Annotated in this window: 11 protein-coding genes and 2 pseudogenes; 6 read left to right on the top strand and 7 right to left on the bottom strand. The window is 60.5% G+C overall.

The features are described from left to right. Together ALO80_RS00065 and ALO80_RS00060 are read right to left on the bottom strand one after the other, a co-directional pair. A pseudogene (locus ALO80_RS00065) lies at positions 1-969 on the bottom strand (multidrug effflux MFS transporter); the annotation flags it as partial. Positions 970-1,106: 137 nt separating this feature from the next. Next, complete coding sequence (locus tag ALO80_RS00060) at positions 1,107-1,304, bottom strand: heavy-metal-associated domain-containing protein (protein WP_055007467.1); 198 nt, start codon at positions 1,302-1,304, stop codon at positions 1,107-1,109. Between the two features lie 147 nt (positions 1,305-1,451). Here ALO80_RS00060 and ALO80_RS00055 point away from each other — a divergent pair, with 147 nt between their 5' ends. The 3 genes from ALO80_RS00055 to cueR all read left to right on the top strand — a co-directional run bounded on the left by ALO80_RS00055 (position 1,452) and on the right by cueR (position 4,495). After that, a complete protein-coding gene (locus ALO80_RS00055; RefSeq protein WP_054984957.1) occupies positions 1,452-1,832 on the top strand; it encodes a hypothetical protein in 381 nt (126 codons plus the stop codon). A gap of 69 nt (positions 1,833-1,901) precedes the next feature. Continuing rightward, a complete protein-coding gene (locus ALO80_RS00050) occupies positions 1,902-4,100 on the top strand; it encodes a heavy metal translocating P-type ATPase (protein ID WP_055007466.1) in 2,199 nt (732 codons plus the stop codon). Continuing rightward, positions 4,097-4,495: a Cu(I)-responsive transcriptional regulator gene (cueR, locus tag ALO80_RS00045; RefSeq protein WP_055007465.1), complete on the top strand. Its 399-nt coding sequence runs from the start codon at positions 4,097-4,099 to the stop codon at positions 4,493-4,495. Before ALO80_RS00050 ends, cueR begins: the two co-directional genes overlap by 4 nt. Positions 4,496-4,666: 171 nt before the next feature. On the opposite strand, the gene ALO80_RS00040 is transcribed toward cueR, so the two are convergent. After that, positions 4,667-5,563 carry a PA4780 family RIO1-like protein kinase gene (locus tag ALO80_RS00040; protein WP_055007464.1) on the bottom strand — a complete coding sequence of 299 codons (897 nt, stop codon included), beginning with the start codon at positions 5,561-5,563 and terminating at the stop codon, positions 4,667-4,669. Between the two features lie 244 nt (positions 5,564-5,807). Continuing rightward, a complete protein-coding gene (locus ALO80_RS00035; RefSeq protein ID WP_055007463.1) occupies positions 5,808-6,611 on the bottom strand; it encodes an AraC family transcriptional regulator in 804 nt (267 codons plus the stop codon). A gap of 85 nt (positions 6,612-6,696) precedes the next feature. On the opposite strand from ALO80_RS00035, the gene ALO80_RS00030 reads away from it, so the two are divergent. Beyond that, complete coding sequence (locus ALO80_RS00030) at positions 6,697-7,725, top strand: bile acid:sodium symporter family protein (RefSeq protein ID WP_055007462.1); 1,029 nt, start codon at positions 6,697-6,699, stop codon at positions 7,723-7,725. Between the two features lie 7 nt (positions 7,726-7,732). Here the strand turns inward: ALO80_RS00030 and ALO80_RS00025 are convergent, their stop codons facing one another. The 3 genes from ALO80_RS00025 to ALO80_RS00015 form a co-directional block, all read right to left on the bottom strand. After that, positions 7,733-9,130: a DUF726 domain-containing protein gene (locus ALO80_RS00025; protein WP_055007461.1), complete on the bottom strand. Its 1,398-nt coding sequence runs from the start codon at positions 9,128-9,130 to the stop codon at positions 7,733-7,735. Positions 9,131-9,162: 32 nt separating this feature from the next. Next, positions 9,163-9,441 carry a hypothetical protein gene (locus tag ALO80_RS00020; RefSeq protein ID WP_055007460.1) on the bottom strand — a complete coding sequence of 93 codons (279 nt, stop codon included), beginning with the start codon at positions 9,439-9,441 and terminating at the stop codon, positions 9,163-9,165. A gap of 303 nt (positions 9,442-9,744) precedes the next feature. After that, on the bottom strand, positions 9,745-11,022 hold the full coding sequence (locus ALO80_RS00015) for an acetyl-CoA C-acetyltransferase (RefSeq protein ID WP_055007459.1): 1,278 nt from the start codon (positions 11,020-11,022) through the stop codon (positions 9,745-9,747). Between the two features lie 108 nt (positions 11,023-11,130). On the opposite strand from ALO80_RS00015, the gene ALO80_RS00010 reads away from it, so the two are divergent. Next, entirely contained in the window at positions 11,131-12,486 is a 1,356-nt protein-coding gene (locus ALO80_RS00010) for a 3-oxoacyl-ACP reductase (protein WP_055007458.1), read from the top strand. A 30-nt stretch (positions 12,487-12,516) separates the two neighbouring features. Further along, positions 12,517-12,868, top strand: a pseudogene (locus tag ALO80_RS00005) (acyl dehydratase); the annotation flags it as partial.

Here is a 12,868-nt window from a genome sequence, read left to right as displayed (position 1 = left end):
GGCCGAGGCATTGGGGATGATGCACCCAAGGCTTGCCACGCAAATGAACAGCGGCACCAGCAGTGGTCACAGCGCTTCGGTGCGCAGACCGCTGATCGCCAGCAAAACCAGCCCGGCAGCCAGATAGATCCACACCGTACGCGACAGCAAAAACGCTGGTCCCGTCTTGCGCAGCAGACGCGCGTTGATCTGCGCGACCAGAATGAAGCCCGCCGCATTCATCCCGAACAGCCAGCCGTAATGCTCGGCAGGCACGCCGTACAGTTTGATGAACACAAACGGCGAGCCCGCAACGTAAGCGAACATGCCGGCCATGGCGATGCCGCCTGTCAGGGCATGGCCTATGAAAACGCGGTCCTGGAGCAGATTGACGTACTGGCGCAACGCGCCGCGTAATGGTTGACGAGGTGTGCTGGCGGGCATGCTTTCCGGCAGACCCAGCGCAACCGCCGCCAGGCAGGCACCACTGAAAAGCGCCAGGCTGACGAAGATCGATTGCCAGCCAAAGGTGCTGACCAGCACTCCGCCGAGCATCGGTGCCAGAATCGGTGCCAGCCCCATGACCAGCATCAGTTGCGAAAACACCTTGGCCGACTCGACAGCATTGCATTTGTCACTGACGATGGCCCGCGACAGGACCATCCCGGCGCAGCCGCCCAATGCCTGAACGAAACGCGCACCGATCAGCCATTCGAGGCTCGGCGCAAAGGCGCAGGCCACCGATGCGAGCATGAACAGGGTCACGCCGAACAGCAACGGAATACGTCGCCCAAAGCGGTCAGCCACAGGACCGTAAGCCAGTTGTCCCAGGGAAAGCCCAAGAAAGTAGGCCGCCAGGGTCAGCTGAATATGTTTTTCATCGGTCCCGAAATATGAGGCCATGGCCGGAAAGCCAGGAAGATAGAAGTCAATGGCCAGAGGGCCGAAGGCGCTCAATGAGCCAAGGATAAGGATCGTTCGTAGATTCATCGGGTGTCCATTAACGGATGCAGGGCAACGGGTTAGTCTAACCGGCTTACCTTGCACAGAACGAAGGACGGGGTAATTAATTCAAAACTTTTCAGAGTTTACAGACAGGGAGACCGCTTCGATCTCCCTGGTTCCGGTCACGCCTGCTGCGCCTGATAACCCTCGTCGCTGATCAACCTGACGATCTGCTCGGGCGACAGCGTGCTTTGCACTTTCACCTGCTTGCTGGCCAGTTCAACCTGAACATCGGCGGCAGGGTCATCGTTCCTGATCGCCTGGGTCACTGCGCGAACGCAGTGTCCGCAGGTCATGCCTTGAACATTGAATAACTGCATGGTGTCACTCCCCTCATTGATGAACAGCGAACATCTTCAACCTTGTCATCATGGCAAGGTCAAGTTTCTGTTATCGCTGCCGGGCTGGTATTCGGACTGATCGTGAGCCAAGCTGACTCATCAACGTTTACATCAGGAGTATCAGCGATGCGCTGGTCAGCAGTGAGCCTCTTCAGCATTCTCGGTTTCTTGGCTATCGCACCCGCCACTCAGGCAGCTCAGGACTACGGCATCCTGATTATTTCCCGAGAGCGCCTGGAAGTCGCGACCTCCTGCGAGATCGGCATCTATGTGCAGGACCGTCTGGCCGGGAGGCTGTTTCAGGAGGACTCGGTATCCTTCAACCTGCCGGCCGGGGAAGTATCGGTACGACTGAGCACCCTGCGCGGCAACGTTGTGGGCTGCGAACCCGGAATGGAAGCGCCGCGCAGCACGAAGATCCAGCTACGTTCGGGCGATATCCTCAAGTACCGTATCGCCACCGACCTGAACGGGCTGTACCTCAAGAAAGCCGATCTCAACTATTGATTCGCGCTTGACCTTGCCCGTATGGCAAGGTTGATCCTTGCAGGTATCCAGCCTCAGGGAGTGATTCACATGCAAGACACCACCACCTTCGACCTGCCGATCAGCGGCATGACCTGCGCCAGTTGCGCGGGTCGGGTCGAGCGTGCCCTGGCCAAAGTGCCGGGGGTCAACAGCGTGACGGTCAACCTGGCCAATGAACGCGCCCATGTCGACACCGCAGCCCACACCGATCCGCAAACCCTGATCGATGCCGTCAGCCATGCAGGCTATGGCGCGACGCTGGTTCAGGACCGTCGCGCCGAAGCTGACCAGAAAGCGCGTCACCTGCACAACGAACGTTGGGTCTTGCTGTTGGCCATCGTGCTGGCACTGCCGCTGATCGTGCCGATGCTCCTGACGCCGCTGGGCGTGCACTGGATGCTGCCTGCCTGGGTGCAATTCGCGCTGGCTACACCCGTGCAGTTCGTACTGGGCGCGCGTTTTTATGTGGCTGCCTGGAAAGCCATACGCGCAGGCGCAGGCAATATGGACCTGCTGGTCGCCATCGGCACCAGCGCAGGCTATGGCCTGAGCGTCTATCAGTGGCTGGTGGCTGCACCCGGCACGACACCGCATCTGTATTTTGAAGCGTCGGCGGTAGTCATCGCGCTGGTACTGCTGGGCAAGTATCTGGAAAGCCGCGCCAAGCGCCAGACAGCCAGTGCCATTCGTGCCCTTGAGGCGCTGCGTCCGGAGCGTGCGCTGCGCGTGGCCGACGGTGTTGAACAGGACGTTGCGATCAGCTCGCTGCAGGTGGGCGATCAGGTGCTGGTCAAGCCCGGCGAGCGGTTTCCGGTGGATGGCGAGCTGGTCGATGGCCGCAGTCATGCCGATGAAGCGCTGATCACCGGTGAAAGCCTGCCGGTGGCCAAGCAACCGGGTGACAAGGTCACGGGCGGCGCGATCAATGGCGAAGGCCAACTGCTCGTGCGGACCACAGCGCTGGGCGCAGAAACGGTTCTGGCGCGCATCATTCGTCTGGTCGAAGACGCCCAGGCGGGCAAGGCTCCGATCCAGAAGCTGGTGGATAAAGTCAGCCAGGTGTTCGTACCCGCCGTGCTGGTGATTGCCTTCTTCACACTGGGCGGCTGGCTGCTGGCCGGAGCCTCGCTTGAAGTGGCGCTGATCAATGCGGTCGCTGTGCTGGTGATCGCCTGCCCCTGCTCTCTTGGCCTTGCGACACCCACAGCAATCATGGCCGGGACCGGCGTGGCGGCGCGTTACGGCATTCTGATCAAGGATGCAGAAGCACTGGAGCGCGCCCACGATGTCGATGCCGTGGTATTCGACAAGACTGGAACACTGACTTCCGGCACGCCGCGCATTACCAACATGAGTGCCGTGCAAGGCAATGAAGAACACCTGCTGCTCCTGGCAGGCGCGCTGCAACGCGGCAGTGAGCACCCCTTGGCCAGGGCGGTGCTGGATGTGTGTCATGAATGGCAACTCAGGCCCGATGCAGCAGAAAACAGCCATGTGCTGAGTGGCCGGGGCATCGCAGGCACCGTTCAGGGCCGTGAACTGGCGCTGGGCAATCGACGCCTGCTGGATGAAAGCGGCCTGGCGATGGACGAGTTGAGCGAATCCGCACGTATCTGGGAAGCCGAAGGGCGAACATTGTCTTGGCTGATCGAGCGGGCCCCGGAGCCGAAGGTCATCGGCATGTTCGCCTTCGGTGACACCCTCAAGCCTGGAACGGACCAGGCTATCAGAGCATTGAATGCACGCGGCATCACCAGCCATTTGCTGACCGGCGATAACCGCGGCAGCGCTCAGGTGGTTGCCAGGGCACTGGGAATACATGACGTACACGCCGAAGTGCTGCCTGCCGACAAGGCCTCCACCGTCACCCGGCTGAAAAGCCATCATGTGGTTGCGATGGTCGGTGACGGCATCAACGACGCTCCGGCGCTGGCCGCAGCGGATGTCGGTATTGCAATGGGCGGCGGCACGGATGTCGCGATGCATGCAGCGGGTATCACCCTGATGCGCGGCGACCCGCGACTGGTTCCGGCCGCGCTGGACATCAGCCGGCGGACCTACGCGAAAATCCGTCAGAACCTGTTCTGGGCGTTCGTCTACAACCTGATCGGCATTCCTTTGGCGGCGCTGGGCTACCTCAACCCGGTATTGGCTGGCGCGGCCATGGCGCTGTCCAGTGTCAGCGTAGTGAGTAACGCGCTGTTGTTGAAAACCTGGAAGCCCAGCGACCTGGAGGACAGGCCATGAATATCGGTCAGGCAGCGAAAAGCAGTGGCTTGAGCGCAAAGATGATCCGCTATTACGAATCCATCGGCCTGCTCAAGGCGGCTCATCGCAGCGACAGCGGTTATCGCCTGTACAGTGCGGACGATCTGCATACGCTGGCGTTCATCAAGCGCTCTAGAGACCTGGGGTTTTCACTGGAAGAGGTCGGCAAACTGCTGACCCTCTGGCAGGACCGCCAACGGGCCAGTGCCGACGTCAAGGCACTGGCCCGTCAGCACATCGCCGAGCTGAACCGCAAGATCGACGAACTGGTGAGTTTGCGTGACACGCTTCAGGAACTGGTAGAACACTGCCACGGCGACGACCGCCCGGACTGCCCGATCCTCAAGGACCTGGCATCGGGAGGGTGTTGTTGATGGGGGTGCCTGCCGCTCAAGAGCGGACGCAGAGCGTCCAGAACTGCATGCGACGCAGAGCGTCGCACGATAGTTGAGATTATCGTTCCGCACGCTCCAGCGTCGGAGTGCAGTTCGTGACGCTCTGCGTCACACGGCGGCGCAGAGCAGTGCACAAGAGTCAGTCAGGTTTTACTGCATCCACGGCGGCGGTGGTTCTTCGCTGGACTTGCCCGGTGGTGCGTCGTCTGCGGCACGAGCAGCCTGGCGGCGGGCTTCGTCGAGACGGGCAGCTTCGATTTCACGCAGTACGCCACCCACATCGGCTTCGTCCTCCGGCTCATCGAACCCACCGGTCAATACCGTGGCTGGCGACAGGGTGCCCGCCTCGTAGTACGACCACATTTCCTTGGCGTATTTGGTCTTCCTGAGTTCCGGCGCAAAGCGGCCGAAGTACAGTGCCATGTTGCCCACGTCGCGCTCCAGCATGCTGAACGCGTGGTTGTTACCCGCGGCATCGACCGCTTGCGGCAGGTCGATGATGACCGGACCGGACGGTGCCAGCAGCACGTTGAACTCGGACAGGTCACCGTGCACCAGGCCGGCACACAGCATCAGCACGATCTGTTCGATCAGGAAGGTGTGATACTCCCGTGCCTGATCAGGCTCCAGCACCACGTCGTTCAGCCGCGGCGCTGCATCGCCATATTCATCCGCCACCAGCTCCATAAGCAGCACGCCTTCCAGGAAGTCGTACGGCTTGGGAACCCGCACACCCGCGCTGGCCAGACGAAACAGGGCAGCCACTTCGGCGTTCTGCCAGGCGTCCTCCGTTTCCTTGCGCCCGAACTTCGAGCCCTTGGCCATGGCGCGGGCCTGTCGGCTGTTGCGTACCTTGCGACCTTCCTGATACTCGGCCGCCTGACGGAAACTGCGTTTGTTAGCCTCCTTGTAAACCTTGGCACACCGCAGCTCATTGCCACAGCGCACCACATAAACAGCTGCCTCTTTACCACTCATGAGCGGGCGCAGCACCTCGTCGACCAGACCGTCTTCGATCAGGGGTTCAATGCGTTTAGGAGTTTTCATCAGCTTTTATTGTGGGTCCTTTGTTGCCAGATACGCGATTGTTGCCGTTATACGGCAATCCTCCGCCAGCGAGTAGGGGTAGAGCCCTGTGGATTGAAAGGTTTTTTAAGCGAAAACCACGCAATCCCCCGGTTTAAAGCACCTTTCGTGCCGTACGGCCGATAAAAGATATTCCGGGACAAAACGTGTAAAACCCGAAAACGCCTTGTTAGATGCATCCGTTAGTGCGCAATAGAATCCGGCGTTACTTGAACAAATCACCGGGGGTATGACCGAACAACCCTTTGAACGCAGCGATAAACGCCGACGTCGAGTCATAACCACACGCCAGCGCGGTATGAGTGACACTGGTGCCCTCTTCCAGTGCAGATAGTGAAGACAACAACCGTGCCCGCTGACGCCAGCCACGAAAGCTCAAGCCGGTTTCGCGCTGAAACAGGCGCATCAGGGTTTTCTCGGATGTGCCGAGACGGGTCGCCCAGTCGTGCAGGGTAATCAACCGGCCCGGCTCTTCTATCAATTCGCTGCATAACGCAAGCAGACGCGGATGACGCGGCAACGGCAGCGAAAATCCGACTTCCGGCAGTTGCGACAATTGATCCAGGAGAACCTGCACCAACCGCGCTTCATGGCTGTCCTGCTCGGGGTAGTCCACGGGCAACAGACAGAAGCTTTTGATCAGTTCACGGGCCAGCGGCGTGACTTCCAGCACCCGGCAACGCTGCGGGGCCCAGCCGGAGTCAGCCGTGCGGATGTACAGACTGCGCATTTCGGCACGCATGGAGGTCACGACTTCGTGCTCAAGCCCGGCGGGCACCCAGACACCCCATTGCGGCGGTGCAAAAAAACTGCCCTCGGCGGTGTGCACTCCCAGAACTCCGCTTATCGCGTAGGAAAACTGCACCCAGTCGTGGCGATGGGGCGGCGTCCATGAACCGGCGCTGAGGCTTTCGGCACGGGCGTACAGTGGCCGTGGCAGACCGGACAATGCGGGGATGTGCCGCTCGCCTGCAGGATGACGCTGATCGAGTTGTCCGTTAGTCGGCATCTTATGGCCTTATGTCGCAAGACGGCTGTAGAGCAACAGAGTAGCCTGCGCGCATCTCCATTTACAAAAGTTGTTCAGACTAGCCATGCAAGCACTCAAACACTTCAAGCGCGTCGCCACCGACTGGTTCCTCTGGGGCATGGTTATGGCGACGGTGCTCGCCTACTTCTTTCCACGCTTTGGTGCCAGTGGCGGCAGCATGCATGCTGAATACGTGATCAACATCGGCGTGTTCGTGGTGTTCTTTCTGCATGGCGTGAACCTGTCCAGCGAACAGATCAAGCGAGGGCTGACCAACTGGCGTCTACACGTGATGATCCAGACGTTCACGTTCGTGGTGTTCCCGCTGATCTGGCTGGTGTGCGACAAGCTGCTGGGGTCACATGTGCCTGCATTGCTTATGCTGGGCTTTTTCTACCTGTGCGCCCTGCCCTCGACCATTTCCTCCTCGGTGGCGTTGACTGGCAGCGCAGGCGGCAATGTCCCTGCGGCGATTCTCAACGCCAGCATGTCCAGCGTCATCGGTATTTTCATCACGCCTTGGCTGGTGAGCCTGTTGGTCGGGACAGGTGCCGGCGGGATCGATCTGGGCGACACGCTGCTTGACCTGTGCGCCATGCTTCTGCTGCCGCTGGTCTTGGGCCAGTTGCTGCGACCGCTGCTGGGCAAGTTTTTCGCGCGGCACAAGAAATACACCAGCCTGATCGACAAGCTGGTCATCCTGCTGCTGGTTTACGCGGCGTTCTGCAATTCGATGATCTCCGGCATGTGGCAAAGCCAGGGCAACAGCGTGATCCTGACGGCGTTCATCGGCACCGCATTGTTACTGGCGGTGATTCTGTTGATGACCACGCGCACAGCGCGAGCGCTCAAGTTCGATCATGCCGACAAGGTCGCGGCGGTGTTCTGCGCCACCAAGAAGTCCCTTGCCGCAGGCGCACCGATGGCCGCCTTGATCTTCGGCAGCAATCCGGGCCTGGGGCTTATTCTGTTACCCATCATGATCTATCACCCGATGCAGCTGATCGTCTGCTCGATCATCGCCGAGAGCTACGCCAGTCGTCATCGCCAGCAGCTTTCGGAGGCCGCACTGGCAGATGCTCGGGCCGCCTGATCAAGATCTACATCAGCGCGTCATCGTCCAGCGTGACGCGCGCGTAAAAGACGATTGCCACGGTCGGGATCAATGCTGAATAACCCGGCCTGAGCGCAGTGCCAAAGTGCGTCAGGAGACGCTGCACCGGTGCCTGGCGAATAGCGCCCAGCAGCCCCTTGATCGCGCCGGGCGCGTTCTCGGTTTGCGCAGGTTTGAAAAACGCCGCAACGGTCAGGCGCTCGGCCAGTGCGTCGACATGCGCGGCATATACGTCCCAGCTCATTGCGCTGACACTGGCACGGGGCATTTGCACCAAAGGGTGCGCCTTGTTGAAAGCATGCCGAAAAAACGTCCTGAGCAGCAGTTCTTCCACTTCGACCACTGTTGCGCACTGGTGCAGCGAGTCGCTCAGGCCGTACTGCCGCGCCAGCATGCCCAGCACTCGCGTGTACGGTACGCCTCGACGCCGGGCGGCATTGATCAGAAAGTGTCCGGCAACCAACTGGAATTCGCGCACGAATGCGTAGGTGCGATCCGCTTCATTTGCCTTGAGACGCGTCCATCGACTGCTGCACAAATGTTTGATGGCCGCCTCCAGCACATAGTCCGGCGAGCGGGCCAGAACGCTGTGCAGCCAGATGTCCTGCAGGACTGGGTCGCGGGTCATTGTCGGCAAAACGGCAACGCCGGTTTCCAGCCCTTCACAGCCGCTGAAACGGGTTGCAATCAGCACCTCCTGCAAACGTCTCCAGTAATGGTTATGGCGGTAACCCGGCATTCGCACGTTCTCGAAGTGCTCGACTGGCGTACGCCCCAGGCTCTTTTCGCCCAGATTCAGCAACAGCACGTGGTCTTCAGTCGAGTACGCATTGATCAGCCGCCCGCTGATTCTCTGCTGAAGCACTTCTGCCTCGGCAGAATTGATGCGCACCGCCGCTGCCATCAGCAATACATCACCCACCACCAGCCCATGCTCGGGCGGGTGCTCCAGGTTCTTGAGCGCGCTGACCAAAAGCCGACCGCCCAATGAATGACCGATCAGATTGACCTGTTTGACGCCCGGATGATGCTCGAACAGATAGCGGTCCAGTTGTGCCAGCAACACCTTGCCCATGTCGCGGGCACGGTTGCGGATACGCGCAAAATGCACGACCCGGTCTCCGGCCAGCGCTGCTGCGCCTGCCAGCGGATGCACACGTGCAGCGGCCATCAGCAGGCCACGGGAGCGGTTGTCCATCTGGGTGAAATGGCTGGAGGGCCAGAACGCCAGGATATTCACACTCTGGCGCAAGGCACCGGGAATGCTGTTGGCCAACATGCGCCGGTCGTCCAGATCATGCCCTGACGAATAGCCGTGAATGAAAACGTTGGCGACCTCGCCCGATGTCTTGGGCAGGGTCAGAAACTTGAAGTGATTTTCCACGTTGTCCTGTCACGCATGGGCGGGTTGCACGCTCAATTTCTGACGATGAAGCGCCTGGCGATCAATATGATCAGGCGCAGGCAGAACATGATACCGGTCACGGCGATGACCCATTTGGCAACCAGCAGAAAATAGCTTTCGATGTCATCGGAAACCAGCCCCACCAGCAGGCCCATCCCGCCGATCAGCAAACCGATCAGCGCAAGCCCGATATAGGGTCTCAGCCAGCGGGTTCGCGAGCCCTTGTCGAACAGATAGAGCACGGTGCCGATCAGGATCAGAAGTACCGATACCCCTATAATGAGCCCCATGCCTTACCTCAACGTTACAGGCCAATAATGCCGATTGATCATCCTGCACGCTGTTTCCAGTCTTGAATATACAGCGCGGCGCAGATTGTGACGCAGAGCGTCACGAAATGCATTCCTGCGCTGGAGCGTAGGAACGATAACCTCAACTATGACTATCGTGCGACGCTCCGCGTCGGCATGCCGTTCTGGACGCTCTGCGTCCTTCCTTGAACAGGCGGCGTGGCGCGAATCGTTGACGCAGAGCGTCACGACATGCATTCCTGCGCTGGAGCGTAGGAACGATAACCTGACTATCGTCTGACTCTAACGCTCCAGAATCGCCGTAACGCCCTGCCCGCCAGCTGCGCAGATAGAAATCAGTCCACGTCCGCTGCCTGCTGCATCGAGGAGTTTGGCCAGGTTGGCGACGATACGGCCACCGGTCGCGGCAAACGGATGACCGGCGGCCAGTGAGCTGCCCTTGACGTTCAGTTTGCTGCGGTCAATCGACCCCAACGGCGCGTCCAGCCCAAGCCGGGTCTTGCAGTAATCGGTATCTTCCCAGGCCTTGAGCGTGCACAGTACCTGAGCGGCAAAGGCCTCATGGATTTCGTAATAATCGAAGTCCTGAAGGCTCAGGCCATTGCGTGCCAACAGGCGAGGGACCGCGTAGACAGGAGCCATCAGCAGCCCTTCTGCGCCGTTGACGAAGTCGACCGCCGCGGCCTCACCATCGCGCCAGTAAGCCAGCACCGGCAGGCCGCGCTCGCGAGCCCATTCTTCGCTGGCCAGCAACACCACCGATGCACCGTCAGTCAGCGGCGTCGAATTGCCGGCCGACAATGTACCTTTGGCGCTGCGCTCGAACGCGGGTTTGAGGCCGGCCAGCTTCTCGATCGTCAGGTCAGGGCGCAGGTTGTTGTCGCGGATCAGCCCCCGGTACGGCGTCATCAAATCATCCTGCCAGCCCTCGGCGCAGGCTGCGGCCATTTTAAGATGGCTCTCAAGCGCCAGTTGATCCTGCGCGCTGCGCTCTATGCCCCAGGTCTGCGCCATCAGTTCGCAATGCTGGCCCATCGACAAACCCGTGCGCGGCTCGCCGTTGCGTGGCAGCTCCGGCTTGAGGTGATGCGGGCGTAACTGCATCAGGGCCTTGATTTTTTCGACCGGCGTCTTGCTGCGGTTGACCTGCAGCAAAATCTTGCGCAGCCCCTCGTTGACGCCTATCGGCGCATCGGACGTGGTGTCCACGCCCCCGGCGATACCGCATTCGATCTGCCCCAGCGCGATCTTGTTGGCCACCAGCAACGCGGCTTCCAGACCGGTTCCGCACGCTTGCTGAATGTCGTACGCCGGGGTCTGCGCCGACAGTCGCGAGCCGAGCACGCATTCGCGGGTGAGGTTGAAATCTCTGGAGTGCTTGAGCACCGCGCCTGTCACCACTTCGCCCATGCGCAGCCCGTGCAGATTGAAGCGCTCGATCAGCCCCTCCAGAGCAGCGGTGAGCATGTCCTGATTGCTGGCAGTGGCATAAGGGCCGTTGGAACGGGCAAACGGAATGCGGTTACCGCCGACGATGGCGACCCGACGAGGATGCGTCATGGAAAACTCCCTTTCTTCAAGCGAATGGATGAGCCGTGTCGATCGCAAGAACAAACGTCATGCCACCGTGGTCCATTCCTTTGAACCCCGACTTCAGGAGAGTGTTCCATGCCGTCAGATCGCTATATTGATTTCGCCAATTCCGACATGGGTCGGCGACTGGTGAACGCCGTCGGTCTGCCTGCTCCCACCCACCTGGAGCGCTGGCAGGCCGGGCGTCTTCGTCCTGTCGAGGGCACCCTGCTGATCAGTGCCGGACCGCTGGGCGATCAGGTCCGGCAGTTCGCCAGCCGCCTGACAGACTCGCTTTACAGCTTCGGCAGCGACATGCCCGGTGCGACCACCTGGGTGTCCAATCAGGGGCCTCGCCTGAAAGCCGTGGTCTTTGATGCCAGTCAGATCCTGCGCACCGAGCAACTCAGGCAACTTCGCGACTTCTTTCAGCCGCTGCTGCGTAACCTTGACCATTGCGCCCATGTGGTGATCCTCGGCAGAGCCCCCGAGACCCTCACCGATCCGCTGGCGGCCAGCACTCAGCAGGCCATCGAAGGCTTCAGCCGCTCGCTGGCCAAGGAAGTGCGCAATGGCGCAACGGTCAAGCTGTTGCAAGTGGATGAGGACGCACAGGATCAACTGGAAGGTGCCTTGCGCTTTTTCCTGACGCCCAAGGCTGCATTCATTTCCGGTCAGTTCGTGCACCTCAGTGCCTGTCCGAGCAAGGTGCAGGACTGGACTCGCCCGCTGGCCGGGCGCAAGGCTGTGGTAACCGGCGCAGCACGTGGCATCGGGGCTTCGATCGCCGAGACCCTGACGCGTGACGGCGCGCACGTCATTCTGCTGGACGTGCCGCAGACCAGAAACGAACTGGAAGCATTGGCCTCAAGGCTCGGCGGTCAGGCTCTGGCGCTGGATATATGCTCGGCGGATGCTCCGGCCCAGTTGCTTGAGCACCTGCCCGACGGCGTCGACATACTGGTGCACAACGCCGGTATCACACGCGACAAGACGCTGGTCAACATACCGGAGGATTTCTGGGACTCGGTGCTGGCGGTCAACCTCAACGCCCCGCAAGTGTTGACTCAGGTGCTTCTCGACGCAGGAGCCTTGAAGGATAACGCCAGGATTGTGCTCATGGCGTCGATCAGCGGCATTGCCGGTAATCGCGGGCAAACCAACTACACCACCAGCAAGGCCGGCCTGATCGGCTTTGCCAGGGCCATGGCTCCCGGACTCAAGTCGCGCGGCATCAGCATCAATGCCGTTGCGCCGGGCTTCATCGAAACGAAAATGACCGCGCACATGCCGTTCACCTTGCGCGAGGCCGGGCGGCGCATGAGTTCACTGGGTCAGGGCGGCTCACCCCAGGATGTTGCCGAAGCAGTGGCGTGGTTCAGTCAGCCGGGCAGCGGCGCGGTGAGCGGCCAAGTTCTACGTGTATGTGGTCAAAACGTGATCGGGGCCTAAGGTCCCGCACCGAGTTCAAGGAGATGGATGATGACGGCTCACTGGCGCTACCTCAATTCCCTGCAGCCCCTGTCCAACCTGTTCATCCAGGCAGCGCTCAGGCGCAAGGTCACCGGCTCGCAGTTACCGGATCTGGGCTTGCGAAGCTGGATCGCGGTCGATACCGACAAACTTGACGCGTACAACAAGGTCTGTGGGTTCGAAGAAAGCAGCCTGCTGCCGCCGACGTATCCACATGTGCTGGCCTTTCCGCTACAAATGCAGCTGATGACGTCGCAGGAGTTTCCGTTTCCGTTGCTGGGGCTTATTCACCTGGCCAACCGCATTCGCACGCATCGTCCGCTCGGCGGCGTAAGCCAGTTGTATATCAGCGTTCAGGCCA

This window comes from Pseudomonas caricapapayae (genome assembly GCF_001400735.1).
GTDB classification, from domain to species: Bacteria; Pseudomonadota; Gammaproteobacteria; order Pseudomonadales; family Pseudomonadaceae; genus Aquipseudomonas; species Aquipseudomonas caricapapayae.
Note: the sequence above shows the minus strand (reverse complement) of the source record. Positions and strands in the feature narration are given on the sequence as shown.

Bases quoted from the DNA above. Each gene is read 5' to 3' on its own strand.
- ALO80_RS00050 (WP_055007466.1), top strand. From the start codon at position 1,902: ATGCAAGACACCACCACCTTCGACCTGCCGATCAGCGGCATGACCTGC.
- ALO80_RS00035 (WP_055007463.1), bottom strand. From the start codon at position 6,611: ATGCCGACTAACGGACAACTCGATCAGCGTCATCCTGCAGGCGAGCGG.
- ALO80_RS00020 (WP_055007460.1), bottom strand. From the start codon at position 9,441: ATGGGGCTCATTATAGGGGTATCGGTACTTCTGATCCTGATCGGCACC.
- cueR (WP_055007465.1), top strand. From the start codon at position 4,097: ATGAATATCGGTCAGGCAGCGAAAAGCAGTGGCTTGAGCGCAAAGATG.
- ALO80_RS00030 (WP_055007462.1), top strand. From the start codon at position 6,697: ATGCAAGCACTCAAACACTTCAAGCGCGTCGCCACCGACTGGTTCCTC.
- ALO80_RS00060 (WP_055007467.1), bottom strand. From the start codon at position 1,304: ATGCAGTTATTCAATGTTCAAGGCATGACCTGCGGACACTGCGTTCGC.
- ALO80_RS00055 (WP_054984957.1), top strand. From the start codon at position 1,452: ATGCGCTGGTCAGCAGTGAGCCTCTTCAGCATTCTCGGTTTCTTGGCT.
- ALO80_RS00040 (WP_055007464.1), bottom strand. From the start codon at position 5,563: ATGAAAACTCCTAAACGCATTGAACCCCTGATCGAAGACGGTCTGGTC.
- ALO80_RS00010 (WP_055007458.1), top strand. From the start codon at position 11,131: ATGCCGTCAGATCGCTATATTGATTTCGCCAATTCCGACATGGGTCGG.
- ALO80_RS00015 (WP_055007459.1), bottom strand. From the start codon at position 11,022: ATGACGCATCCTCGTCGGGTCGCCATCGTCGGCGGTAACCGCATTCCG.